The 21,206-nt window shown below is 72.3% G+C and carries 22 protein-coding genes; 9 read left to right on the plus strand and 13 right to left on the minus strand.

The annotated features are described in order from the left end of the window. Positions 1 to 16: 16 nt before the first annotated feature. From ABZ887_RS35150 to ABZ887_RS35180, 7 genes are all read right to left on the minus strand, one after another. Positions 17 to 1,342, minus strand: a complete 1,326-nt coding sequence (locus ABZ887_RS35150; RefSeq protein WP_361298618.1) for an aromatic acid/H+ symport family MFS transporter — start codon at positions 1,340 to 1,342, stop codon at positions 17 to 19. A 261-nt stretch (positions 1,343 to 1,603) separates the two neighbouring features. Further along, entirely contained in the window at positions 1,604 to 2,554 is a 951-nt protein-coding gene (locus tag ABZ887_RS35155) for a VOC family protein (RefSeq protein ID WP_361298621.1), read from the minus strand. Next, the gene (locus ABZ887_RS35160; protein ID WP_361298624.1) at positions 2,535 to 3,653 is read right to left on the minus strand and encodes a 4-oxalomesaconate tautomerase; all 1,119 of its coding nucleotides are present in this window, start codon (positions 3,651 to 3,653) and stop codon (positions 2,535 to 2,537) included. Before ABZ887_RS35160 ends, ABZ887_RS35155 begins: the two co-directional genes overlap by 20 nt. Continuing rightward, positions 3,650 to 4,354 (minus strand): 4-carboxy-4-hydroxy-2-oxoadipate aldolase/oxaloacetate decarboxylase, encoded by a 705-nt coding sequence (locus ABZ887_RS35165; protein ID WP_361298627.1) that lies wholly within the window; start codon positions 4,352 to 4,354, stop codon positions 3,650 to 3,652. The genes ABZ887_RS35160 and ABZ887_RS35165 overlap by 4 nt, the downstream gene beginning before the upstream one ends. Continuing rightward, positions 4,351 to 5,106 carry a PIG-L deacetylase family protein gene (locus ABZ887_RS35170; RefSeq protein WP_361298630.1) on the minus strand — a complete coding sequence of 252 codons (756 nt, stop codon included), beginning with the start codon at positions 5,104 to 5,106 and terminating at the stop codon, positions 4,351 to 4,353. Before ABZ887_RS35170 ends, ABZ887_RS35165 begins: the two co-directional genes overlap by 4 nt. 51 nt (positions 5,107 to 5,157) lie before the next feature. Further along, entirely contained in the window at positions 5,158 to 5,808 is a 651-nt protein-coding gene (locus ABZ887_RS35175; protein WP_361298633.1) for a GntR family transcriptional regulator, read from the minus strand. Positions 5,809 to 5,912: 104 nt separating this feature from the next. Beyond that, positions 5,913 to 6,770, minus strand: coding sequence for a LysR family transcriptional regulator (locus tag ABZ887_RS35180; RefSeq protein ID WP_361298636.1), 858 nt, complete (start codon positions 6,768 to 6,770; stop codon positions 5,913 to 5,915). A gap of 68 nt (positions 6,771 to 6,838) precedes the next feature. Here ABZ887_RS35180 and ABZ887_RS35185 point away from each other — a divergent pair, with 68 nt between their 5' ends. Next, on the plus strand, positions 6,839 to 7,723 hold the full coding sequence (locus ABZ887_RS35185; protein ID WP_361298639.1) for an EamA family transporter: 885 nt from the start codon (positions 6,839 to 6,841) through the stop codon (positions 7,721 to 7,723). Between the two features lie 80 nt (positions 7,724 to 7,803). Here the strand turns inward: ABZ887_RS35185 and ABZ887_RS35190 are convergent, their stop codons facing one another. Then, entirely contained in the window at positions 7,804 to 8,529 is a 726-nt protein-coding gene (locus tag ABZ887_RS35190; protein ID WP_361298642.1) for a response regulator transcription factor, read from the minus strand. Positions 8,530 to 8,812: 283 nt separating this feature from the next. Here ABZ887_RS35190 and ABZ887_RS35195 point away from each other — a divergent pair, with 283 nt between their 5' ends. After that, entirely contained in the window at positions 8,813 to 9,853 is a 1,041-nt protein-coding gene (locus ABZ887_RS35195; protein ID WP_361298645.1) for a zinc-binding dehydrogenase, read from the plus strand. Here ABZ887_RS35195 and ABZ887_RS35200 read toward each other — a convergent pair. Beyond that, the gene (locus tag ABZ887_RS35200) at positions 9,837 to 10,493 is read right to left on the minus strand and encodes a TetR family transcriptional regulator (RefSeq protein WP_361298648.1); all 657 of its coding nucleotides are present in this window, start codon (positions 10,491 to 10,493) and stop codon (positions 9,837 to 9,839) included. The genes ABZ887_RS35195 and ABZ887_RS35200 overlap by 17 nt on opposite strands. A gap of 209 nt (positions 10,494 to 10,702) precedes the next feature. Between ABZ887_RS35200 and ABZ887_RS35205 the strand changes: the two genes are divergently transcribed. The 5 genes from ABZ887_RS35205 to hemC all read left to right on the plus strand — a co-directional run bounded on the left by ABZ887_RS35205 (position 10,703) and on the right by hemC (position 16,279). Beyond that, entirely contained in the window at positions 10,703 to 12,175 is a 1,473-nt protein-coding gene (locus ABZ887_RS35205) for an MFS transporter (RefSeq protein ID WP_361298651.1), read from the plus strand. A 141-nt stretch (positions 12,176 to 12,316) separates the two neighbouring features. Further along, a complete protein-coding gene (locus ABZ887_RS35210) occupies positions 12,317 to 13,540 on the plus strand; it encodes a sensor histidine kinase (protein WP_361298654.1) in 1,224 nt (407 codons plus the stop codon). Continuing rightward, positions 13,537 to 14,223, plus strand: a complete 687-nt coding sequence (locus tag ABZ887_RS35215) for a response regulator transcription factor (RefSeq protein ID WP_361298657.1) — start codon at positions 13,537 to 13,539, stop codon at positions 14,221 to 14,223. Before ABZ887_RS35210 ends, ABZ887_RS35215 begins: the two co-directional genes overlap by 4 nt. Positions 14,224 to 14,316: 93 nt before the next feature. Further along, positions 14,317 to 15,273 carry an ATP-dependent DNA ligase gene (locus ABZ887_RS35220; protein ID WP_361298690.1) on the plus strand — a complete coding sequence of 319 codons (957 nt, stop codon included), beginning with the start codon at positions 14,317 to 14,319 and terminating at the stop codon, positions 15,271 to 15,273. A 70-nt stretch (positions 15,274 to 15,343) separates the two neighbouring features. Then, on the plus strand, positions 15,344 to 16,279 hold the full coding sequence (gene hemC / locus ABZ887_RS35225; RefSeq protein ID WP_361298660.1) for a hydroxymethylbilane synthase: 936 nt from the start codon (positions 15,344 to 15,346) through the stop codon (positions 16,277 to 16,279). Between the two features lie 80 nt (positions 16,280 to 16,359). On the opposite strand, the gene ABZ887_RS35230 is transcribed toward hemC, so the two are convergent. From ABZ887_RS35230 to ABZ887_RS35245, 4 genes are all read right to left on the minus strand, one after another. Then, complete coding sequence (locus ABZ887_RS35230; protein WP_361298663.1) at positions 16,360 to 16,890, minus strand: hypothetical protein; 531 nt, start codon at positions 16,888 to 16,890, stop codon at positions 16,360 to 16,362. A 198-nt stretch (positions 16,891 to 17,088) separates the two neighbouring features. Continuing rightward, positions 17,089 to 17,943, minus strand: a complete 855-nt coding sequence (locus ABZ887_RS35235) for an ABC transporter permease (protein ID WP_361298666.1) — start codon at positions 17,941 to 17,943, stop codon at positions 17,089 to 17,091. Further along, positions 17,903 to 18,730 (minus strand): ATP-binding cassette domain-containing protein, encoded by an 828-nt coding sequence (locus ABZ887_RS35240; protein WP_361298669.1) that lies wholly within the window; start codon positions 18,728 to 18,730, stop codon positions 17,903 to 17,905. Before ABZ887_RS35240 ends, ABZ887_RS35235 begins: the two co-directional genes overlap by 41 nt. Further along, complete coding sequence (locus tag ABZ887_RS35245; protein WP_361298672.1) at positions 18,727 to 19,182, minus strand: MarR family transcriptional regulator; 456 nt, start codon at positions 19,180 to 19,182, stop codon at positions 18,727 to 18,729. The genes ABZ887_RS35240 and ABZ887_RS35245 overlap by 4 nt, the downstream gene beginning before the upstream one ends. A 180-nt stretch (positions 19,183 to 19,362) precedes the next feature. Here ABZ887_RS35245 and ABZ887_RS35250 point away from each other — a divergent pair, with 180 nt between their 5' ends. Together ABZ887_RS35250 and ABZ887_RS35255 are read left to right on the plus strand one after the other, a co-directional pair. Next, positions 19,363 to 20,154, plus strand: a complete 792-nt coding sequence (locus tag ABZ887_RS35250) for a SigB/SigF/SigG family RNA polymerase sigma factor (protein WP_361298675.1) — start codon at positions 19,363 to 19,365, stop codon at positions 20,152 to 20,154. 158 nt (positions 20,155 to 20,312) lie between these two features. Next, positions 20,313 to 21,128, plus strand: a complete 816-nt coding sequence (locus ABZ887_RS35255; RefSeq protein WP_361298678.1) for a VOC family protein — start codon at positions 20,313 to 20,315, stop codon at positions 21,126 to 21,128. The last annotated feature ends 78 nt before the right edge of the window (positions 21,129 to 21,206 follow it).

The raw sequence follows: 21,206 nt of genomic DNA on the forward strand, positions 1-21,206 counted from the left end.
GGTCCGGGCGGACCGGTCAGTGGGCGGCGACCAGCTTCTCCTGGTCGTTGCTGGCCTGCGGCTGCCGGGCCGAGCGCAGGGCGGCGATGCCGATGAACACCATCGAGGAGACACCGGCGAGCGCGAAGGCGGTGAAGCCCCAGTCGCCGTTGCCCGCGGCGAGCAGCTGGCCGCCGAGCCAGGGGCCGAAGACGGCGCCGAAGCGGCCCATGCCGGAGGTCCAGCCGACGGCGGTGGCGCGGTTGTCCGGGGTGGAGCGGATGGAGACCGTCGCGTAGATCATCGTCTGGGCGCTGTTGAGGAAGACGCCGGTCAGGAAGACGACCAGGGTGGTCACGCCCATCGGCATGTGGACGCTGAGCAGGTAGACGCCGGCGGCGGTGAGGGCGAACCAGATCGCCGCGATGCGCGGGGCGCCGAACCGGTCGGCGGACCGCCCGGCGACCAGCATGCCCACGATGCCGCCGATGTTGAAGACGACGACGAAGGTCAGGGCGTTGGCGAGCTCGTAGCCCTCGGTGCGCATCAGGGTCGGCAGCCAGGTGGCGACGCCGTAGACCAGCAGCAGGCCGCCGAAGGAGGCCAGCCAGTACAGCAGGGTCTGCAGCCACTCGCCGCCGCGGAACAGGTTGAGCAGCGCGTCCCAGCGGTCGGCGGTCGTCTTCTTGGCGGCGACGGCGGGCAGTTCGACCTCGTAGCGGTCGGCCAGGGCGGTGGCCTCCTCGGTGCGGCCCTTGGCGACCAGGAAGCTCAGCGACTCGGGCAGGAGCTTCAGCAGGACGGGGACGAAGAGCAGCGGGAGCACGCAGACCCAGAAGGCGGAGCGCCAGCCGTAGGGGTCGACCAGCCACTTGGCGACGTAGGCGGAGAGGATGCCGCCCGCGTGGTGGGCGGTCATCAGCACGCCGATGGTGATGGCGATCCGGCCGCCCCTGGCGTAGTCGGAGACCATGCTGATCGCGGTCGGCAGCAGCCCGCCGAGGCCGATGCCGGCCAGGGTGCGGCCGAGGCCGAAGACCGTGAGGCTGCCGGAGATCGCGCAGATGCCGGAGGCGAGCGAGAACAGCGTGACGCAGGCGATCATCAGCTGCTTGCGGCCGATCCGGTCCGCGATCGTGCCCGCGGTGAGGGCGCCCACCAGCATGCCGAAGGTGGCGTAGGAGCCGAGGTCGCCGGCCTTGTCCGGAGTGATGCCGAAGGTCTTCGTCTCCAGCAGGTGGGGCAGCACCGAGCCGTAGATGAACATGTCGAGGCCGTCGAAGAGCACGGCCAGCCAGCACAGGCCGATCACCAGCTGAGCCAGTTTGCTGCCGCGAGCGGACAGGGCGGTTGAGGAGGACATCTTTGTTTTCCTCTCGTCCAGGATGCGTTCCCTGGAGGGGAAGCGGTAGAGGGGGTCGACGCGGCTCGTGCTGCTGACCCGTGGTGCGTAGACGCTAAGGATCTGCGACCAAAAACGTCAACACTTTTGTCAACAATCACAGCAACAATCCGGACACCGCCGGGGGCGTCGCCGTGACGGGGAGAAAACCCCAGGTGGCAAAGGGGGGGTGGGCGACGCGCCGTGACGCGTCGCCCACCCCCCCCAGAGGCCGAAACCGGGTCAGCCGACCGGCGGCGTCCCGTGCGTGTGGAAGGACGCGATCGTCTTGAGCCCCCACGCCTGCCCCTTGGCCCGTTCCGCCTCGGTCCAGGTGACCAGCGGCCAGTCGGGCGCCAGCACCAGCCGGGTGAGCGGGTTGCACAGCTCGATGCGGTTGCCGCCGGGCTCGTAGACGTACAGGAAGAACGTCTGCTGGATGGCGTGCTTGTGCGGGCCGGTCTCTATGAACACGCCGGTGTCGATGGCGAGATCGGCCGCGCGCAGGATGTCCTCGCGGGTGTCGGTCGCGAAGGCGATGTGGTGCAGCCGTCCGGTGGAGCCGGTCCAGTCGGAGGTGTAGACGACGTCGTACGACTTGTGGGTGAAGGTCAGCCAGCGGGCCGCGATCGTCCCGTTGTCGAGACGGACCTGTTCGGTCGGCCTGGCGCCCAGCACGTGTTCCTGGAACTCGGAGTTGGCGAGCACGTCGGCGGCCAGGAAATTGACGTGGTCCAGTCGGCGCACGCCGACGCCCCGGTTGGGCTTGGCCTGCGGCTGGTTCTTCAGCGCGGGCCTCAGCTCGTCGGGGGCCCGGTAGTGCTCGCTCTCCCAGTAGAGGGCGTGCTCGTGGCCGTCCGGGTCGGTGGTGACGTAGAGCTTGCCGAGGCCTGGCTCGTCCTCCGCCCAGTGGCCGGTGCCGCCGGCCTCCTCGATCGCCTTGACACGGCGGTGGAGGGCCTCCTCGCTGGAGGTGCGCAGGGCGAGCCGGCCGAGGCCGGGCTGCTCGCGGGCGGTGAGGACCAGGCTGTGGTGCTCGTAGTCGTCGTAGGAACGCAGCCAGACCGTGTCGCCGTCCTGGCCGTTGACGGTCAGTCCGAGGTAGTCGGTGAAGAAGGCGACGCTGGCGTCCAGGTCCGGGGTGAACAGCTGGGCGTGGCCGATATGGGCGATGTCACCGAGGGGCGGAGCCATCGTTGCCTCCTTGAGGTCGTGCGGGAAGGGCGGCGGCGCGCGGGAAGACGGTGCCGTCGAAGATCTTGCGGGCGGTGCGGACAACCGCGGTGCGGCGGGCGGCCGGCGGGGAGCCGTCGGAGCCGGGGTCGACACTGGTGTCGATCTCCAGGAATCCGGTGGGGTGTTCGATGCGGATACGGTCGCCGTGGTCCGGGAGCCGGGCGATCCTCTCCCCCACACCGCCGGGCAGTCTGAGCCCCGCAGCCACGCTCGCGGCGCCGAGGACGCCTATCGAGGTGTGGCAGCGGACGGGGATGAAGGTCCGGGTGGTGACCGCGCCGCCGTCGCGGGGCGGGGCGAGCAGGCTGAGCTTGGGCACGGTGGCGGTCTCGACGTCCCCGAGGCCCATCAGCTTGCCCGCCGCCAGCCGGATCTCGTGCAGCCGGTCGGCGAGGGCCAGGTCCTCCTCCAGGTCCTTGGGCGCCTCGTACCCGGTGACACCGAGGGCGCTCGCCGCGATCAGCACGGTCGGCATGCCGTTGTCGACGCAGGTCACCGCCGTGTCCGCGACGGTGTCCCGGACGTTGCCGGTGGGCAGCAGCGGACTCCCGCCGGCCGGGAACTCGATCACCACCGGGGCGGCCGTGCCGGGCACGCCGGAGATCTCGGCGTCCCCGGTGTAGTCGACGCGCGCGCCCGGGGTCGGGAAGGTGGCGACGGCCCGCTCCCCCGTGTTGAGCATCCGGATCCGTACCGAGGTCTCGCTGGCACCGGGCGCCACGAGCCCCCGCTCCACGGCGAACGGTCCGACCCCGGCCAGGATGTTCCCGCAGTTCTGACGGTCGGTCACCTCGGGCCGGTCGACGGCGACCTGCAGGAAGAGGTAGTCGACGTCCGCCTCCGGGTCGTCCGACACCGAGACCACCGCCACCTTGCTGGTGAGGGGGTGCGCCCCGCCCAGGCCGTCGATCTGGCGCGGGTCGGGGCTGCCCATCACCCGCAGCAGCAGGTCGTCGCGGGCGGCGGGGTCGGCGGGCAGGTCCTCGGCCAGGAAGTAGGCGCCCTTGGAGGTGCCGCCGCGCATCAGCATGCAGCGCACCTCCGCGGGCCCGGTCACTTGGTGTGCTCCTCGTACTCCGCGTGCGTCTTGTACTCGACGCCGAGCCGCTGCAGGGTCTCTCGCAGTCCGTAGCGGTCCAGGCCCAGTTGCCCGCCGATGAACGCGGCACGGGTCGCGGCCTCCTTGGCCTCCCGGGCCTCGGACTTCTCGACCGTCTCGCGGGCGCGCTCGCGCGGTACGACCACGACCCCGTCGTCGTCCGCGAGGATCACGTCACCCGGGTTGATCACCTGGCCGTCGACGGCGATCGGCACGTTGACCGAGCCGCCGGTCGCCTTGACCGTGCCCTGCGAGGAGACGGCCCGGGACCAGGCGGCGAAGCCCATCTCCCGCAGCTCCTGGGTGTCCCGGATGCCGGTGTTGAGGACCACCCCGCGCACCCCGCGCTGCTTCAGCGCGGTCGCGAACAGCTCGCCGAACAGCCCGTCGGTGCAGGGCGAGGTGGTGGTGACGACCAGGATGTCGCCCTCGCCGCACTGCTCGACGGCCGCGTGGATCATGAGGTTGTCGCCGGGCCAGCTGAGCACGGTGACGGCCGTGCCCGCGACCCGTACGCCCTGCTGGATCGGCCGGATCCCGGGGCCCAGCAGTCCGGTCCGCCCCATCGCCTCGCTCACGGTGGCCACCCCGAAGCCGGCCAGCGCGTCGACGTCCTTCAGTTCCGCCTTCGGCGGGTCGGTGACGATCACGCCGCTCATGCCAGCTCCTGCGCGATCTGCGGGAACGGGCGCATGAACGCCTCGGCCATGGTGGTGTGCGCCAGGCCCAGGTTGGGGCCGGCGTTCCGCTTGAGCTGGACGCCGCGGCGGACGGCGAGGTCGGTGTAATAGGCCCACAGGTGCTGCTGGGCGCCGAGGCACTCCATCGCCTTGCGCTTGGTGTCCCAGACCTCGGTGATGTCGAGCAGGACCTCGGGCTTGAAGCCGCTCATCTCGGGCTGGTGCGGCTCGAAGTAGAAGACCGGCGGGGCGCCGATGATGTCGCCCTCGCCCGGGTAGCCGATGGCCTGCGCGAGGATCCTGGCCTCCAGGGCCATCCGGTTGGCGGCCGGGTGGTCGCCGTTGTAGGGGTCCTCGACGGGGTGGGTGAGCACGACGTCGGGCTGGGTCTCGCGGTAGACGGCGACCAGCTGGTCGGTGAGCTCGGCGGAGGCGACCAGCGGGTAGTCGCCCGCGTCGAAGAAGCGGACCTCGGCGCCGAGCGCGGCGGCGGCCTTCTCCGCCTCCTCCCGGCGTATCGCCTTGATCTCCTCCAGGTTCCTGCCCTCGCGCCACGCCTTGGCGGACTCGCCGCGCTCACCGAAGGTCAGGCACGCGATGGTGACCTTCTCGCCCCGGGACGCGGCCAGGGCGATGGCTCCGCCCGCCCGCCACACGAAGTCCCCGGCATGCGCGGTGACGACCAGAGTGGATCGCGGTGGGCTGGTGGCGGGCGCGTTGGCGTGGGTCATCGAAAAACTCTCCTTGGTGGACAGGTGTGCGCCCACCCAGCCCGGGCGTGCTCAGTCGCGCAGTGCGTCGATCACGCTCGTGAGATGGGCGCGGACGGCCGCCTCGGCCGCCTGCGGATCCCTGGCCCTGATCGCCTCGATCATCGCCAGGTGCTCGTTCAGGGAGTGCTGCGGACGCCCCGGGCGCAGCGCCAACTGGAAACGGTGGCGCACCAGTTGGGCGTTGAGCCGCTCCAGCAGTTCCACGGCGGTCTGCTGGCCGGAGATCAGCCGGATCTTGGCGTGGAGTTCCTGGTTGAGCTCGGAGTAGGTGACCGGTTCGCCGGCGGCGACGGCCTTCTTCATGGCCGCCCCGAGGTCCGCGAGCTCGGTGAGCTGCTCGTCGCTGGCCGCGACGGCCGCCTTAGCGGCGCACAGTCCCTCCAGGACCATGCGGCACTCGGTGATCGCGACCGCTTCCTCCACGGTCACCACCCGCACCCGCGAGCCGCGGTTGCGGATCCGCTCGACCAGTCCCTGGGCCTCCAGATCGATCAGTGCCGCACGGATGCTGGCCCGCGTCACACCGAACTCCTCGGCGAGTTCGTTCTCCACCAGCCGCTGGGCCGGGGCCATCTCGCCGTGCAGGATCGCCTGCCGCAGCAGCGTGAACGCGTGCTGCTTGGCCTGCTCTCCGGTGCTCGGACGGGCTTCCTTCGGCATTGCGCCCTCCCTGAGTGAGTGCCTGTCGAACGTAAATCTAGCCAAACAAGATTGTCAACAATTTTGTCTGCCGTATTGCCGGGACAATCCGGCGGACCGTGTGCTCAGCCGGCCCGGTACAGCTCACTGAGCAGTTCGAGAACGGCCTGGTGAGCGGGGTGCGGATCGTCCCGCCACCAGGCCAGCCGGACGGCGACCGGTTCGGCGTCCCGGACCGGCCGGTAGACGATTCCGGGCCGCGGGTACTGGTTGGCGGTCGACTCGGCGGTCACGCCGACCGCACGGCCCGCGCCGATGGCGGTGAGCCAGTCGTCGACGTCGTGCGTCTCCTCGACGGCCGGCCGCGACTCCGGCGGCCACAGCTCCGGGGTGGTGGTGCCGGTACGCCGGTCGACCAGGAGGATCCTGCCGGTGAGGTCGGCGAGACGCACGGTCCGGCGCCGGGCCAGCGGATCGTCGGCGGCCAGTGCGGCGAGCCGCCGCTCCAGCCCCACGATGGCCGCGTCGAACCGGGGGTCCTCCAGCGGGCGGCGCACCACCGCGAGGTCGCAGACGCCTTCGGCGAGGCCGGCGGAGGCCGTGTTGACCCGGACGAGCTGCAGATCGGTCCCGGGACTCGCGGCGGCCCAGCCCCGCTGGAAGGCGACGGTGTGCCGGCCCACGGCCGACCAGGCATACCCGATCCGGAGCAGGGTGTGTCCCGAACCGGCCTCCTGGACCAGACCGGCGACGTCCGCCAGCACCCGCCGGGCGCGCGCCACCACCCGCAGGCCGGTGGCCGTCGGGGTCACCGCGCGTGAGGTGCGCCGCAACAGCCTTACGCCCAGCGCGCGTTCGAGTGCCGCCAGGGTACGGGAGACGGCCGCCTGGGACACCCCCAGGGCGATCGCCGCGTCGGTGAAGCTGCCCTCGTCGACGATGGCGACGAGACAGCGCAGCTGCCGCAGCTCGACCTCATCCATACGGACAGCGTATAGATCCCGGGCCGCATGCATTTTGCGCAAGCGCGGACCGGGCGCACCCTCCTCCCATGCGACGAGCCCTCGAACGCCCCGTCTCCTCCCCCACGGTCACGCCGTCCGCGCCGACCCGGCTCTCCGGCGTGGCCACCATGTTCGGCAGCGGCCTGTCCAACCAGACCGGCGCGGCCATCGGCTCCCTCGCGTTCCCGGTCCTCGGCCCGCTCGGGGTGGTGGCGGTACGGCAGTACGTGGCCGCACTCGTCCTGGTGGCCGTCGGCCGGCCCCGCCCGCGGGACTTCACCTGGCGGCAGTGGTGGCCGGTGCTGCTGCTCGCGCTGGTCTTCGGCACGATGAACCTGACCCTCTACACCGCGATCGACCGGGTCGGCCTAGGCCTGGCGGTCACCCTGGAGTTCCTGGGCCCGCTCACCATCGCGCTCACCGCGTCCCGCCGCCGGCTGGACGCGGGGTGCGCGGTGCTGGCGGCGGCCGGGGTGGTGGTGCTGATGCGCCCGCAGCCGTCGACCGACTACGCCGGTATGGCCCTGGGCCTGGTGGCCGCCGCCTGCTGGGCGTCGTACATCCTGCTCAACCGGGTGGTCGGCCGCCGGATACCGGGGGCGCAGGGCCCGGCGGCGGCCGCGAGCGTGTCGGCGCTGACGTTCCTGCCGGTGGGAATCGTGGTGGCGGTACGCCACCCGCCGACGGCCGAAGCCCTCCTGTGCGCGGTGGCGGCAGGCGTCCTGTCCTCGGCGGTCCCGTACCTGGCCGACCTCCTCACCCTCCGCAAGGTCCCGGCCCAGACCTTCGGCCTGTTCATGAGCGTCAATCCGGTCCTGGCGGCGGTGGTGGGATGGGCGGTGCTGGGCCAGGGCCTCGGGGTGCCGGAGTGGGCGGGGATCGGCGCGGTGGTCGCGGCAAACGCGGTCAGCATTTCAGCGCGCCCCGGCTAGGGCGCCCCTTCAGGGGCGCGGGGCTGTATCAATGTGCGGCTCCGCCGCGTGGGCGCGACCAGCACGAAGCAGTCACCCAGTCACCCGGACCCCGACGACTCCCCCAGCCAGTAGCCGAAACCCCGCCTGGTGTGGATCAGCGCGGGGCCGCTCCGGTCGACCTTGCGTCTGAGCCGGGAGACGAGTTGCTCGATGGCGTTGCCGTCCCGGAACTCGCCCCAGACGCAGTTGCTGATCTGCTCCTTGGACAGCACCGTCCGGGAGTTGACCAGGAGGTGGCGCAGGAGCCGGTACTCGGCGGGCGTGAGGTCGAGGGTGCGGGCGCCGCGGCGGGCCCGGCAGGTGCCGTCGTCCAGGACTAGGTCGGCGTGGTCCAGCGTGCCGCCCGGCAGGTCGGCGCCGCCCACGTCCCGGAGCAGGACCTCGACCCGGGCGAGGACCTCGGCGATCCGGACGGGCTTGGTGACGTAGTCCCGCTCGCCGGTGCCGAGTTCGGGCACCAGGCGGGCCAGGGATTCACAGGCGACCAGCAGGAGGACCGGCGGCCGGTAGGCCGGTCTGAGGCGGCCGCCCCGGGCGAGGTCCCCGAGGCCGGGCAGTTCGGCGTCGACGACGGCCAGGGCGAACCGGTGCTCCGCGAGCCGCCCTGCCACCTCGGCTCCGCTGCCCGCCGCACCGGTCCGGTAGCCCGCCAGCTCCAGGGTGGAGGTGAGGAGTCCGGCGGCGTCCGGGGCACCGGCGGCGACCAGGAGCCGCTGTCCGCTGCCTCGGGCGAGTGCTTGGGGTATGGGGGAGCTGCCATACATGGGGTGACCCGTTCGTTCGAAGCGCGCGCAATTCGCTTGCTTGACTCAAGTAAGCCACATGTGCTTGCCTAACTCAAGTAATCGGGGTCGTTCTGAGCGGAGACCGCCCCGAGGGCCCGCCCGACGGCGGGCCCGGGCGCCGGAACCGTGGGGACGGGATCCGGCGCGGTCCCCGGGCCGGGCACCGGCCCACTCCCCCGGTCCGGCGACCGGCCCGGGGACCGGCCCCGGGCCGCCCGGCCCGGCGAACCACCACGGCACCACCAGAGAGCGAGAGTCACCCATGGCCACGATGAAGTCCGTACAGACCGGTGGCGTCGGCAGGATCGAGGTCGTGGACGTCGAGCGTCCCGTGCCCGGCCCGAGGGACGTGCTGCTGAGGATCCGCGCGGGCGGTATCTGCGGCACCGACGTCACCTTCCTGCACATGGGCGGCATGCCCGCCCGCGCCCACCTCGGCGGCGACCTGGTCCCGATCGCCCTGGGCCACGAGCCGGCCGGGGAGGTCGTCGAGGCCGGCGCCGAGGTGACGGGGCTGAAGACGGGCGACCGGGTGGTGGTGAACCCGCAGGACGCGCCCACCGGGATCATCGGGTGCGGCGGCCGGTACGGCGCGCTCAGCGAGTATCTGCTGATCGAGAACGCCGAGGTGGGACGGAGTGTCGCGGTGTTCCCGGACACTGTGCCGTACGAGGTCGCCGCCCTCAACGAGCCGATGGCCGTGTCCCGGCACGCGGTCAACCGCTCGCAGGCCGGTCCGGACGACAAGGTGGTCGTGTTCGGGGCCGGGCCGATCGGGCTGGGCGCGGCGATCTGGCTGAAGCTGCGGGGCGTCCGGCACGTGGTCGTCGCCGACGTCATCCCGGCCCGGCTGGAGAAGGCGCTGGCCGTGGGCGCGGACGCCGTGATCAACTCCGCCGAGGAGGACGTCACCGCGCGACTGACCGAGCTGCACGGGCAGAGCGCCAACGCGCTGGGCCAGCCCCGCCCCGGCACCGACGTCTTCATCGACGCGGCCGGCGCCCCGGCGGTCTTCAACACCGTGGTGGCCAACGCGCGGTGGCACGCCAGGCTGGTCATGGTCGCCGTGCAGAAGAAGGGCGAGATCGACCTCGGCGGCATGCTGCGCAGCGAGCTGACCCTCGTCGCCTCGCAGGGCTATCCGACGGAGATCTTCGAGGTCACCCCCGAACTGGTCGAGCACCACGAGCGGTTCGCGAAGCTGATCAGCCACCGCGTCCCGTTCACCGACGTGGACCGGGCCTTTCAGCTGGCGCTCACCCCGGGGGCCGCGGAGAAGGTCGTCGTCACCTTCGACGCGTAGCGGAGACGGGCGCCAGCCACAGCCCGAGGAGCGCGTCGGTGAGTCCGGTGGCCGCGTCGCTCCAGGTGGCGCGCGGAGTGGGGGTGTCCTCGGCGAGGGCGCGCTCCCGCTCGGCGCAGGTGTGCAGGATCAGCGTCCGTGCCATCAGGCCGCGTTCGGTGCGGACCTCGGCGGGCAGTTCGGGCAGCAGCCGGTGCAGCGCGTCGACGGCCCGGCGCAGCGACGGCGAGGTCAGGGACTCCTCGACCATGATGTCGTAGAGGGCGGGGTCGGTCATGACCTGGGCGCAGAAGCGGGCGTACCAGGTCGGGCTGCCCAGGCTCGCGAGGTGCTCGGTGATCGGGCGGACCAGGCAGTCCACCCAGTCGCGCACGTCGTCGCAGTCGCCGAGCTCGGCCTCCAGGCGGACCCGGATCTCCTCGATCCGGTCGAAGTGCCGGGCGGCGACGGCCCGGACCAGGTCGGCCTTGGTGCCGAAGTGGTAGCCGACGGCGGCGTTGTTGCCCTGGCCGGCGGCCTCGCTGACCTGGCGGTTGGAGACGGCGTACACGCCGTGTTCGGCGAAGAGCCGCTCCGCCGCACCCAGGATGGCCTCCCGTGTCGCGCTGACCTGGTCCGCCCGCGCCGTCCTGCCCGTCATGCCCACCACCGCTCCGGGACCGCGCACCACCCGGCACGCCCGGTCCCGCGAGCCGTGCCGGGGCCTCGTCCGAAGCGGCGAGGTCCAGCCGAAAAAGCCTACGCGGCAGGGCCGCCGAGTGCGGTGACACCCTGCCAGTACAGTAAGTCAAGCGACTGACTTAAATAGTGGACCAGTCGCTCCTGCTCTGCCTACGGAGGCCCTCTGCCATGTCCGAAGCCCCTGTCCAGCCCGCCGGGTCCGGGGGACCCGCGCGAACCGGTCCGAACGCGGTGGTGGCGGTGCTGGCCCTGGCCGGTATCACCGTCTCGCTGATGCAGACCCTGGTGATCCCGATCGTCCCGGAGCTGCCGAAGTACCTGAACGCCTCCGCGTCCAACGCGGCCTGGGCGGTGACGGCGACCCTGCTGGCCGCCGCCGTGGCCACCCCGGTGGCCGGCCGTCTCGGCGACATGTTCGGCAAGCGGCTGATGCTGCTGGTCAGCCTGGTGCTGCTGGTCTCCGGCTCGGTGGTGGCCGCGCTGAGCGACTCGCTGGTCCCGATGATCGGCGGCCGTACCCTCCAGGGCCTGGCGGCCGCCGTGGTGCCGCTGGGCATCAGCATCATGCGCGACGAGCTGCCTCCGGAGCGCCTCGCGGGCTCGACGGCGCTGATGAGTGCCTCGCTGGGCGTCGGTGGCGCGCTCGGCCTGCCGGCCGCCGCGTTCATCGCGGACCACTACGACTGGCATGTGCTGTTCTGGACCTCGGGCGCCCTCGGCGTGGTCGCGTTCGTGCTCGTCATGCTGCTGGTGCCGGAGTCGAAGGTGCGCTCGGGCGGCCGCTTCGACGCGGTCGGCGCGGTGGGCCTCGCGATCGGCCTGGTCTCGCTGCTGCTCGCGGTCTCCAAGGGCGCCGACTGGGGCTGGTCCAGCGGCACCACGCTCGGCCTGTTCGCGCTCGCGGTCCTCGTGCTGCTCGCCTGGGGCTTCTTCGAACTGCGCACGGTCCAGCCGCTGGTCGACCTGCGCACCACGGTCCGCCGCCAGGTGCTGTTCACCAACCTCGCCTCGATCGCGTTCGGCTTCTCGATGTTCGCGATGTCCCTGGTGCTCCCGCAGCTGCTCCAGCTGCCCACCCAGACGGGCTACGGCCTCGGCAGGTCGATGCTGACGGTCGGTCTGGTGATGGCGCCGCAGGGACTGGTGATGATGGGCTTCGCCCCGGTGTCGGCCGCCATCACCAAGACCAGGGGGCCGAAGATCACCCTCATGATCGGCGCGGTGATCGTCGCCGCGGGCTACGGCCTCAACATCGTCCTGATGTCCGAGGTCTGGCACCTGATCCTGGTCTCCTGCATCATCGGTGCCGGCGTCGGCTTCGCGTACGGCGCGATGCCCGCGCTGATCATGGGTGCGGTCCCGGCGTCGGAGACGGCCGCCGCGAACAGCCTCAACACGCTGATGCGGTCCATCGGTACGTCGGTGGCCAGCGCCCTCGCCGGGGTGGTCCTGGCCCAGCTGACCATCAACCTCGGCGGCGCCACGCTGCCCTCCGAGAACGGCTTCAAGGTGGTCATGGCACTCGGTGCGGGCGCGGCCGTCCTGGCCTTCGTCCTCGCCTCCTTCCTGCCCGGCCGCCGCCCCGCGGACCCGGAGCCCGCCGCGGCGCCGGCCGAGCCCGCGGCCGAGTCCGTGAGCTGAGCACCGGACGCGGATGGAGATCCGCGTCGGGACGGGCCGTGCCTGCGTCCGGCGGCCCGTCCCGGCGCGGGCAGCCCGTACCAACGTGTGCGGCCCGCCCTATCACGGACCATGGTCACAGGAGACCGACCGGAGCGACCGATGAGCACCCCCTGGCAGCGCTACGCCGAAGAGCACGCCCGTACCGTCGACACCATGGCGGCCGTGCTGCTGTTCGCCTCGTTCCTGTTCGGCAGCGAGATCACCATGAGCGCCGAGGAACAGCCGCACGCGGCCGGGCCCACCATCGCCCTCGCTGCCGTCGGCTGCGGTGCCCTGCTCTGGCAGCGCACCCGGCCGCGCACGGTCGTCGCCGTCGGCGCGGCGGCCACCGCGGCCGCCGCCGGCCTCGGCCATCTGCCCACCCCGCTGCTGCTGGGCGGGCTGATGCTGGCGCTGTACCGGCTGGCGGTGGACACCGACCGGCCCACCGTACGCCGGTACTACTTCGCGAGCGTCGCCCTGGTGGTGACCGCCGCCATGGTCTTCGCCCCCTCGGGCATCCCCTGGCCGCTGGAGACGATCAGTCCGGCCGCCTGGCTGCTGCTGCCGGTCGTCACCGGCAATGCCGTACGGCTGCAGAGCGCCTATCTCGAAGCGGTGCAGGCGCGGGCCGAGTTCGCGGAGCGGAACCGGGAGGAGGAGGCCCGGCACCGGGTCGCGGAGGAGCGGATGCGGATCGCGCGGGAGCTGCACGACGTGGTGGCCCACCATCTGGCGCTGGCCAACGCCCAGGCGGGGACGGCGGCCCACCTCTCGCGCACCCATCCCGACCAGGTGCACCGGATCCTCGGGGACCTCGCCGGTACGACGGCCTCCGCGCTGCGGGAGCTGAAGGCCACCGTGGGGCTGCTGCGGCAGACCGGCGACCCGGATCCGCCGCTCGCGCCGAGCCCCGGGCTCGCCCGGCTGCCGGAGCTGACCGAGGCCTGCGAGTCCGCGGGGCTCACCGTGCACGTCAGCGTCGAGGGCACGCCGCGGCCGCTGACGGCGGGCGTGGACCTGACGGCGTACAGGATCGTGCAGGAGGCGCTGACCAACGTCACCAAACACGCCTCGGCCGAGGCCGCGTACGTCCGGATCGGCTGGTCCCAGGACCGGCTGACCCTCACCGTCACCGACAACGGCACCGCCTCCGCCCCGGCCGCCCCCGGGCAGGGTTTCGGGCTGATCGGGATGCGCGAGCGGGCCCAGTCGGTCGGCGGCGCGTTCGCCGCCGGGCACCGGGACGGCGGCGGCTACGAGGTCACCACGCGGCTGCCGCTGTATACCGGCGCCATGGAACCGGAAGAACACAGGGAACCGGAAGAACAGGGAACGCCATGACCATCCGCGTGCTGCTCGCCGACGACCAGGCCCTGCTGCGGGCCACCTTCCGGATCCTGATCGAGTCCTGCGCCGACATGGAGGTGGTCGCGGAGGCCGCCGACGGCGCCGAGGCGGTCGCGCGCACCCGCGAGCTCCGGCCGGACATCGTGCTGATGGACATCCGGATGCCCGGCACCGACGGGCTCGCCGCCACGGCCGCCGTCTGCGCGGACCCGGAGCTGTCCGGTGTGCGGGTGCTGATCCTGACCACCTTCGAGGTCGACGCGTACGTGGCACAGGCGCTGCGGTCCGGGGCCAGCGGCTTCCTCGGCAAGGACGTGACCGCCGAGGCGCTGCTGGCCGGGATCCGCACGGTGGCCGCCGGTGAGTCGTTGCTCTCCCCCACCGCGACCCGCACCCTCATCACCAGGTTCCTGGCCACGCCCGCGCCCGGCGCGCGGCTCGCCGCCCCCGAGCAGTTGCGGGTGCTCACCGCGCGCGAGCGGGAGGTCATGGCGCTGGCCGCCGAGGGCCGCTCCAACGAGGAGATCGCCGGGAAGCTGTTCGTCTCCCCGCTGACCGTGCGCACCCACATCCACCGGGCGATGACCAAGCTGGACGCCCGGGACCGGGCCCAACTGGTGGTGATGGCCTACCAGTCGGGGCTGGTGCAGCCCCCGCCGCCGGCGCCGGACGCCTGAGACCTGTTCGGGGGAACCGGCGCCGGAAGGGGCGTGCGGCGGCCGTGGCCGGTTCACATCTCCTGCGTGACCGCCCTCCCCGTGATCCCGCCCATGCTCGCCACGCCCGGCAGCCTGCCGCCCGCCGCGCAGGACACCCGGTGGGCCTACGAGACCAAGCAGGACGGCCAGCGGGCGGTCGTCTACCTGCCCGGCGACGGCAGCATGGTGCTGCGCGCCCGCTCCGGCGAGGAGATCACCGCCGCCTATCCCGAACTGCGGCCGCTGGCCGGGACGCTGGGCCGGACCCCGGCGATCCTGGACGGCGAGGTGCTGGCCGTCGACGAACTCGGCCGCGCCGACTTCCAGTTGCTGCAGAGCCGGATGGGCCTGGCCCACGCCCCGGCCCGGGCGGCCCGGATGGCGGCCCGGGTGCCGGTCCATCTGGTGCTGTTCGACGTGCTGTTCCTGGCGGACCCGCTGCTCACGACGGCGTACGCGGACCGGCGGGCACGACTGGAGTCCCTGGGCCTGGAGGGGCCGTACTGGTCGACGCCGAGGGCCGTCGTCGGGCACGGCGCCGAGGCGCTGCGGGCGACCCGGGAGCACGGTCTCGAGGGCCTGGTCTGCAAACGGCTCGACTCGCGGTACGAGCCGGGGGTGCGGTCCCGCGCCTGGATCAAGATCCGGAACCTGCACGCCGAGGACGTGATCGTCGGCGGCTGGCTGCCGGGCAGGGGCAGCCTGGCCGGGCTGCCGCGCGCGGTGCTGGTCGGCCAGCGGTCCGCCGACGGGCGGCTGCGGTACGTCGGCGGGGTGGGCACCGGCTGGAGTGCGGCGGAACGGACCGAACTGGCCGCGCTGCTGCGGGCCGCCGGCACCGACGCGTGCCCCTTCGACCCGGTCCCGGCGGTGCCGGGCGCCCGCTGGGTGCTGCCCCGGCTGGTCGGGGAGGTCGGGTACAGCACCCGGACCCGGGCCGGTCTGCTGCGCCAGCCGTCCTGGCTGCGACTGCGCCCTGACCTCGCACCGGAGGAGTCGGCGGCGGACCTGCCCGAGGAAGCGGACTGATAACGGGGCGGCGGGGCGGCCGACAGGATGTCGGAATCAGCGGTTGACGGGAAGGTCTATGGTGTCTCCCATGTCGGTACCCGAGTTGATCCGTATCGTCTCCCGCGACTCGCCGATGGCCCTCGCCCAAGTGGCCCGCGTCCGCGCCGAGTTGGCCGCTCTCCACCCGCAGGTGCGCACCGAGGTCGTGCCGGTGAAGACGACCGGCGACAAGTGGCTGGGCGACCTCGCCCAGGTCGAGGGGAAGGGCGCTTTCACCAAGGAGGTGGACGCGGCACTCCTCGCCGGTGAGGCGGATCTCGCCGTGCACTGCGTGAAGGACATCCCGGCCGACCGGCCGCTGCCCGCCGGGACGACGTTCGCCGCGTTCCTGAAGCGGGACGACGTCCGCGACGCCCTCGTCCACCCGGGCGGGCTCACCCTGGACCAGCTGCCGCCGGGCACCCGGGTCGGCACCTCCTCGGTCCGCCGGGTCGCCCAGCTGGCGGCCACCCACCCGCATCTGGAGTGCGTGCCCTTCCGGGGCAACGTCAACCGGCGGCTGGAGAAGCTGGCCGCCGGTGAGGCCGACGCGCTGGTGGTGGCGATGGCGGGCCTGGAGCGGATCGACCGCACGGACGTGATCACCGAGGTGCTGGACCCGGAGGCGATGATGCCGCCGATCGGCGCGGGCATCCTCGCGCTGCAGTGCCGGGAGGGCGACTCCGAGCTGATCGACGTGGTGAGCGAGCTGGGTGACCCGGACACCTACCGGGAGGCCACCGCCGAGCGGATGTTCCTGCATGTGCTGCAGGGCCACTGCAACAGCCCGATCGCCGGTTACGCCCGGGTCGACGGCGCCGGTGAACTCTCGCTGCGCGCCTGCGTGTTCACGCCCGACGGCAAGACCCGGCTGAACGCCCACGAGTGGGCGGGGCGCCTCGACCCGGCGACGCTCGGCACGTCGGTGGCGGTGGCGCTGCTGCGGCAGGGGGCTCGGGAGATCATCGACGGGATCCCCCACTAGGCGCTCCGCTGGTGGCGCCGGGATGTGTCGTTGTTCGGCTGCGGCGCCGTCGTGGCTGGTCGCGCAGTTCCCCGCGCCCCTTACGGGGCGCTGGGGCCGGGCTCTGTCTGGTCCTTCAGGAAGGCTGTGACCTGGTGGGACAGGCTGCCCGGGCCTGCCGCCTGGCAGGGGGTGGCGGTGGATGATTCCAGTACGCCGATGCCGCCCGCCCACAGCCGGCGTTCCGTCCACTCCTCGTCGACCCGCAGGTGGACCTGGATGTCCACCTGGGTCAGGGCGGCCTCCGGGCCGGCGGCGTAGAGGACGGCGGTGGCGCGGCGCAGCGGGTAGACGTCGAAGCCCTCGATGAACTGGGAGTTGCGCCAGTCGATGAACGCGCCCTCGCCGTCGGGGCCGACCCGGACGTCGATCTGGCCGTCCTCCAGCTGCACGCTGAAGTGACGGGAACCGCGGTTCTCGATGGTCACCCGGGCACTGAAGTACGTCAGCCCGGCCGCGGCGTCGTCGCGGCCGCGGGGCGGCTCGGACTCCTCCAGGCGGTGGACGCGGACCCGCAGACCGGCATGCTCGTCGTACTCATGCCAGTCCCCGACCACGTTCGGCTCGTACACAGTGCCCCTCTCGACCCACGCTGTTTATCTGTGTGCTCAGCGCACTGTCAAATGAGCGGAATGCGCTGTGGCCAGCGGGTTCGCCCGCTTTGATCGCTGATCAAGCGTTGCGCAGCGGTTATCCCGCCGCGGGGGTCCGGGGCGGGTCGCGGGCGCGTGCCGCACATCACGTCGACGCGCGTCCCGGCCGCGGCCGGCTCAGCGGGCCAGGCGGCCGAGCAGCGAGGAGGCCGCGGTGATCCCGAGGGCGGCGGCGACCGCCAGCACGCCGAAGTCAAGGCCGAGGTGGGCGGGCGTGCCGAGCAGCAGGCCGCGCAGGGCGTCGACCTGGTAGCTCAGCGGGTTGACCCTGCTGACCACCTGGAGCCAGCCCGGCATGATCGCCAGGGGGTAGAGGGCGTTGGAGCCGAAGAACAGCGGCATGGTGATCGCCTGTCCGATGCCCATCAGCCGGTCGCGGCTGAGGACGATTCCGGCGATGCTCATCGACAGGCAGGAGAAGAACGCCGAGGCGAGGACGACGGCGAGCCCGACACCGAGGAGCTTCAGCGGGTTCCAGGTGAGGGAGACGCCGAGGATCGCGGCGATCACGATCACCACGACGGCCTGGATCAGGGACTTCACGCCGGCCGCGAAGGCCTTGCCGGTGATGAGGGCCGAGCGTGGGGTCGGGGTGACGAGGAGCTTGTTGAGGATGCCGGCGTCGCGTTCCCAGATGATCTGGATGCCGTAGAAGATGGCGATGAACATCGCGGACTGGGCGATGATGCCGGGCGCCAGGTAGTCGATGTAGGGGATGCCGCCGGTGGGTATCGCCCGGATCCGGGTGAAGGTCTGGCCGAAGATCAGCAGCCAGAGGGCGGGCTGGACGGCGCGGGTGTAGAGCTCGGTGCGGTCGTGGCGGAGCTTCTGCAGCTCCACGGCGCACATGGCGACGACCCGGGCGGGCAGCAGCCGCCAGCCGGCGCGCGGCTGGGGCGGGGTCAGCAGCAGGGACGCCGTGCCCGTGCGCTCAGCCGACACGGTTCGCGGTGCGGCGGGTGCTTCGGACATCGCGGAATCCTCCTGACTGGTCGTCGAGGCCGCTGCCGGCCACGTCGCGGAAGACGTCTTCGAGGGTGGGCAGGGCGTCGGTGCCCTGGCGGTCGGCGAGGCCGCGCCGGAGCTCGTCCGGCGTGCCGAGGGCGCGGATGCGGCCGCGGTGCATCAGGCCGACCCGGTCGCAGTGCTGGTCGGCCTCGTCCATGTAGTGGGTGGTGACCAGGACGGTCATGCCGGTGGCTGCCCGTACGGCGTTGATCTGGTCCCACACGCCGGTGCGGGCGATCGGGTCGAGACCGATGGTCGGCTCGTCGAGGATCAGCAGCCGGGGCGCACTGACCAGCGCCTGGGCCAGTTCGAGGCGGCGGACCATGCCTCCGGAGTAGGTGCCGGCGAGCCGGTCGGCGGCGTCGGCGAGGTCGACGACCTCCAGTGCCTCGGCGACCCGCGCGGCCCGCTCCCGCCGGGGGACGTCGAAGACGCGGGCGAACAGCTCGACGTTCTCGCGGCCGGTGAGCCCGCTGTCGGCGGACAGCTGCTGCGGGACGTAGCCGAGCAGCCGGCGTACGGCCATCCGGTCCTTGCCGGTGTCGTGGCCGAAGACGCGGACCATCCCGGCGGGGACGGGCAGCAGGGTGGTGATGCAGCGGATGGCGGTGGTCTTGCCGGCGCCGTTGGGGCCCAGCAGGCCGAATACCTCTCCCTCCCCGACGCTCAGGTCGAGTCCGTCGACGGCCTTGGTCTCTCCGAAGGAGTAGGAGAGACCGGTACAGGCGACTGCGGTGGTGTCCGTTGTCATGAATCCCCGGCCTCCTCGTGCAGGGTGTCGGCGAGCCGGCGCAACGCGGGAAGCGCCGCTCGCAGCGCCTCCCGGTCCGCCTCGTCCAGCCGGGCGACATGGCCGGCGACGAGTTCCGCGCGGCGGCGGTGCCAGTCGGCGAGTCGCTTCTCGGCGTGTTCGGTCAGCAGCAGCCGGGCGGCCCGCCGGTCGGCTGGATCGGTCTCCCGGAGCAGGTAGCCGTCCTTGACCAGCTGGTTGACCAGGGTCGACACGGAGTTGCTCGCCAGGTACAGCTCCTTGGCGGCGTCCGAGATGCCGATCCCGGGGCGGGACTCGACCAGCCGCAGCAGCTCCACCTCGGCGCCGCGCAGCCGCGGCCGGGTGAGCCCGCGCCGCAGCCGGCGGCGGATCAGCCGCTGGATGCCGACCAGCGCGTCGGCGAGTTCTTCCGGAAAGGTCTCCGATTCCACACCTCGAAGATTACCTCTGCTACAGAGGTATCTCTTCCAAGGGAGGGTCAAAGGAGGAGCCGAAGGTAAGACCGGTACGGACTGGTACGGAAATGAGAGCTATCTCACCTTTTTGGACGAATTGTTTTGCCATACGCCACCAAGGGCATCCGCAGTTCAGTGCTGAGGGAGGTGCGTGCCATGCGTACCACCTGCAAACCCAAGTCCCATCCGCACGACGACGCCCCGGACACGGCCCAGGACTTCGTTCGACTGGCCGGGCTGCCCGAGGGCCCGGAACGCCGGGCGCTCCGGGACGAGCTGGTCGAGCTGTGGCTGCCCATGGCCGAGCGGATCGCCGTGCGGTTCCGCGGCCGCGGGGAGACCCAGGAGGATCTCTGCCAGGTCGCCGCGCTGGGGCTGGTCAAGGCCGTCGACCACTACGACCCGGCGCGCGGCCGGGCCTTCGAGGCCTACGCCGTGCCGACCATCACCGGCGAGATCAAGCGCCACTTCCGGGACCACATGTGGACCCTGCACGTGCCGCGCCGGGTCCAGGAGCTGCGCAACCGGGTCCGGGGCGCCCTCAGGGATCTGGGCCAGACAGCCCCTGGGCACCCGCCCACCGTCACCGAGATCGCCGCGCGGGCCCATCTCACCGAGAGCGAGGTGCGGGCCGGCATGGAGGCCCTGGAGTGCTTCTCGGCGCTGTCGCTGGACGCCGAGGTGCCCGGCGGCGACGGCTGTGTGCTCGGCGACACCCTGGGCGATCCGGACCCCGGCTACGACCTGATCGTCGACCGCACCGCCGCGGAACCCTGCCTCCAGGGGCTGCCCGAGCGCGACCGGCTCATCCTCTATCTGCGGTTCTTCCGCGGAATGACGCAGAGCCGGATCGCCGAGCAGCTGGGTATCTCGCAGATGCATGTGTCCCGTCTGCTCAGCGCCTGTTTCGACCGGCTGCGCGAGGAGCTGCTGGCCGAGGCCGGCTGAGCCTCGCGGGACGGGCGCCGCGTCCGGGCCCCGGATCGGCCGGTCGGCCTCTTCCCGCCGCGCCACCGGGGTACTCGGCAGGCGTTCCCGCCGCTTCCGGTTGGAGACTGGTGGCAGACCGGTCCCCCAGCCGGCCCCGACACCAGGACGCGAGTGCCATGAACGACGACACGCCTCCCCCTCGACCCGTGCAGAAGAAGCGAACGGTGATCTCCACGCACTCGGTCTTCGGTGCCCCGTGCTGGGTGAGCCTGACCAGCCGCGACCTGCAGGCGACCGAGGACTTCTACAGTGCCGTGCTGGGCTGGCGATGGCGCAGTGTCAGGCTCGGCGACCACTTCCGGATCGCGCTGGCGGACGGGGTGCCGGTGGCGGGCATCGCCGCGGTCGCCGCGATGTGGCAGATGGCGGTGGCCTGGACGCCGTACTTCGCGGTGCCCGACGCGGACGAGGCGGTGGCCCGGGCCCGGGAGCGCGGCGGCACCCCCGCGGTGGGGCCGTTGTCCTTCCCGCCCGGCCGGGCGGCGCTGATCGCCGACCGGGACGGCGCCGTCTTCGGCATCTGGGAGGGGGAACTGGTCTCCAACTGGGAGACCTGGCGCCAGGCCGCCCCGACCTTCATCCGCCTGCACACCCGCAACGCCTTCGACTCGGCGATCTTCTACGGCGAGGTCCTCGGCTGGGCCTCGGACAAGCCGGGCTGCTGCGAGGTCGAGTACGAGGGCGGCGAGGTCGTGCTGCGCAGCCGCGGCGATGCCGTGGCCCGCATCGACTCGGGGGCGGTGGAGACGGCTCCCGATCCCTCGGTACGGCCGCACTGGCAGATCCACTTCGCGGTCGGCGACGTGGCGGGCTGCGCCCGGATCGCCGAGAAACACGGTGGCAGCGTGCTGAGCGAGGGGGAGACCGAGGCGATCCTGCGGGATCCGGACGGCGCCCAGTTCACGGTGACGACGGCGCGGGGGGCGCGCTAGCCGTTGCCGGGTTGGCCGTGGTGGTCGGGTGCGGGTGCGTCGTGGCTGGTCGCGCAGTTCCCCGCGCCCCTGAAGGGG

It is taken from the genome of Streptomyces sp. NPDC047061 (assembly GCF_040643955.1).
Classification (GTDB): domain Bacteria; phylum Actinomycetota; class Actinomycetes; order Streptomycetales; family Streptomycetaceae; genus Streptomyces.

Bases quoted from the DNA above. Each gene is read 5' to 3' on its own strand.
- ABZ887_RS35150 (WP_361298618.1), bottom strand. From the start codon at position 1,342: ATGTCCTCCTCAACCGCCCTGTCCGCTCGCGGCAGCAAACTGGCTCAG.
- ABZ887_RS35155 (WP_361298621.1), bottom strand. From the start codon at position 2,554: ATGGCTCCGCCCCTCGGTGACATCGCCCATATCGGCCACGCCCAGCTG.
- ABZ887_RS35165 (WP_361298627.1), bottom strand. From the start codon at position 4,354: ATGAGCGGCGTGATCGTCACCGACCCGCCGAAGGCGGAACTGAAGGAC.
- ABZ887_RS35170 (WP_361298630.1), bottom strand. From the start codon at position 5,106: ATGACCCACGCCAACGCGCCCGCCACCAGCCCACCGCGATCCACTCTG.
- ABZ887_RS35175 (WP_361298633.1), bottom strand. From the start codon at position 5,808: ATGCCGAAGGAAGCCCGTCCGAGCACCGGAGAGCAGGCCAAGCAGCAC.
- ABZ887_RS35180 (WP_361298636.1), bottom strand. From the start codon at position 6,770: ATGGATGAGGTCGAGCTGCGGCAGCTGCGCTGTCTCGTCGCCATCGTC.
- ABZ887_RS35185 (WP_361298639.1), top strand. From the start codon at position 6,839: ATGCGACGAGCCCTCGAACGCCCCGTCTCCTCCCCCACGGTCACGCCG.
- ABZ887_RS35190 (WP_361298642.1), bottom strand. From the start codon at position 8,529: ATGTATGGCAGCTCCCCCATACCCCAAGCACTCGCCCGAGGCAGCGGA.
- ABZ887_RS35195 (WP_361298645.1), top strand. From the start codon at position 8,813: ATGGCCACGATGAAGTCCGTACAGACCGGTGGCGTCGGCAGGATCGAG.
- ABZ887_RS35200 (WP_361298648.1), bottom strand. From the start codon at position 10,493: ATGACGGGCAGGACGGCGCGGGCGGACCAGGTCAGCGCGACACGGGAG.
- ABZ887_RS35205 (WP_361298651.1), top strand. From the start codon at position 10,703: ATGTCCGAAGCCCCTGTCCAGCCCGCCGGGTCCGGGGGACCCGCGCGA.
- ABZ887_RS35210 (WP_361298654.1), top strand. From the start codon at position 12,317: ATGAGCACCCCCTGGCAGCGCTACGCCGAAGAGCACGCCCGTACCGTC.
- ABZ887_RS35215 (WP_361298657.1), top strand. From the start codon at position 13,537: ATGACCATCCGCGTGCTGCTCGCCGACGACCAGGCCCTGCTGCGGGCC.
- ABZ887_RS35220 (WP_361298690.1), top strand. From the start codon at position 14,317: ATGCTCGCCACGCCCGGCAGCCTGCCGCCCGCCGCGCAGGACACCCGG.
- hemC (WP_361298660.1), top strand. From the start codon at position 15,344: ATGTCGGTACCCGAGTTGATCCGTATCGTCTCCCGCGACTCGCCGATG.
- ABZ887_RS35235 (WP_361298666.1), bottom strand. From the start codon at position 17,943: ATGTCCGAAGCACCCGCCGCACCGCGAACCGTGTCGGCTGAGCGCACG.
- ABZ887_RS35240 (WP_361298669.1), bottom strand. From the start codon at position 18,730: ATGACAACGGACACCACCGCAGTCGCCTGTACCGGTCTCTCCTACTCC.
- ABZ887_RS35250 (WP_361298675.1), top strand. From the start codon at position 19,363: ATGCGTACCACCTGCAAACCCAAGTCCCATCCGCACGACGACGCCCCG.
- ABZ887_RS35255 (WP_361298678.1), top strand. From the start codon at position 20,313: ATGAACGACGACACGCCTCCCCCTCGACCCGTGCAGAAGAAGCGAACG.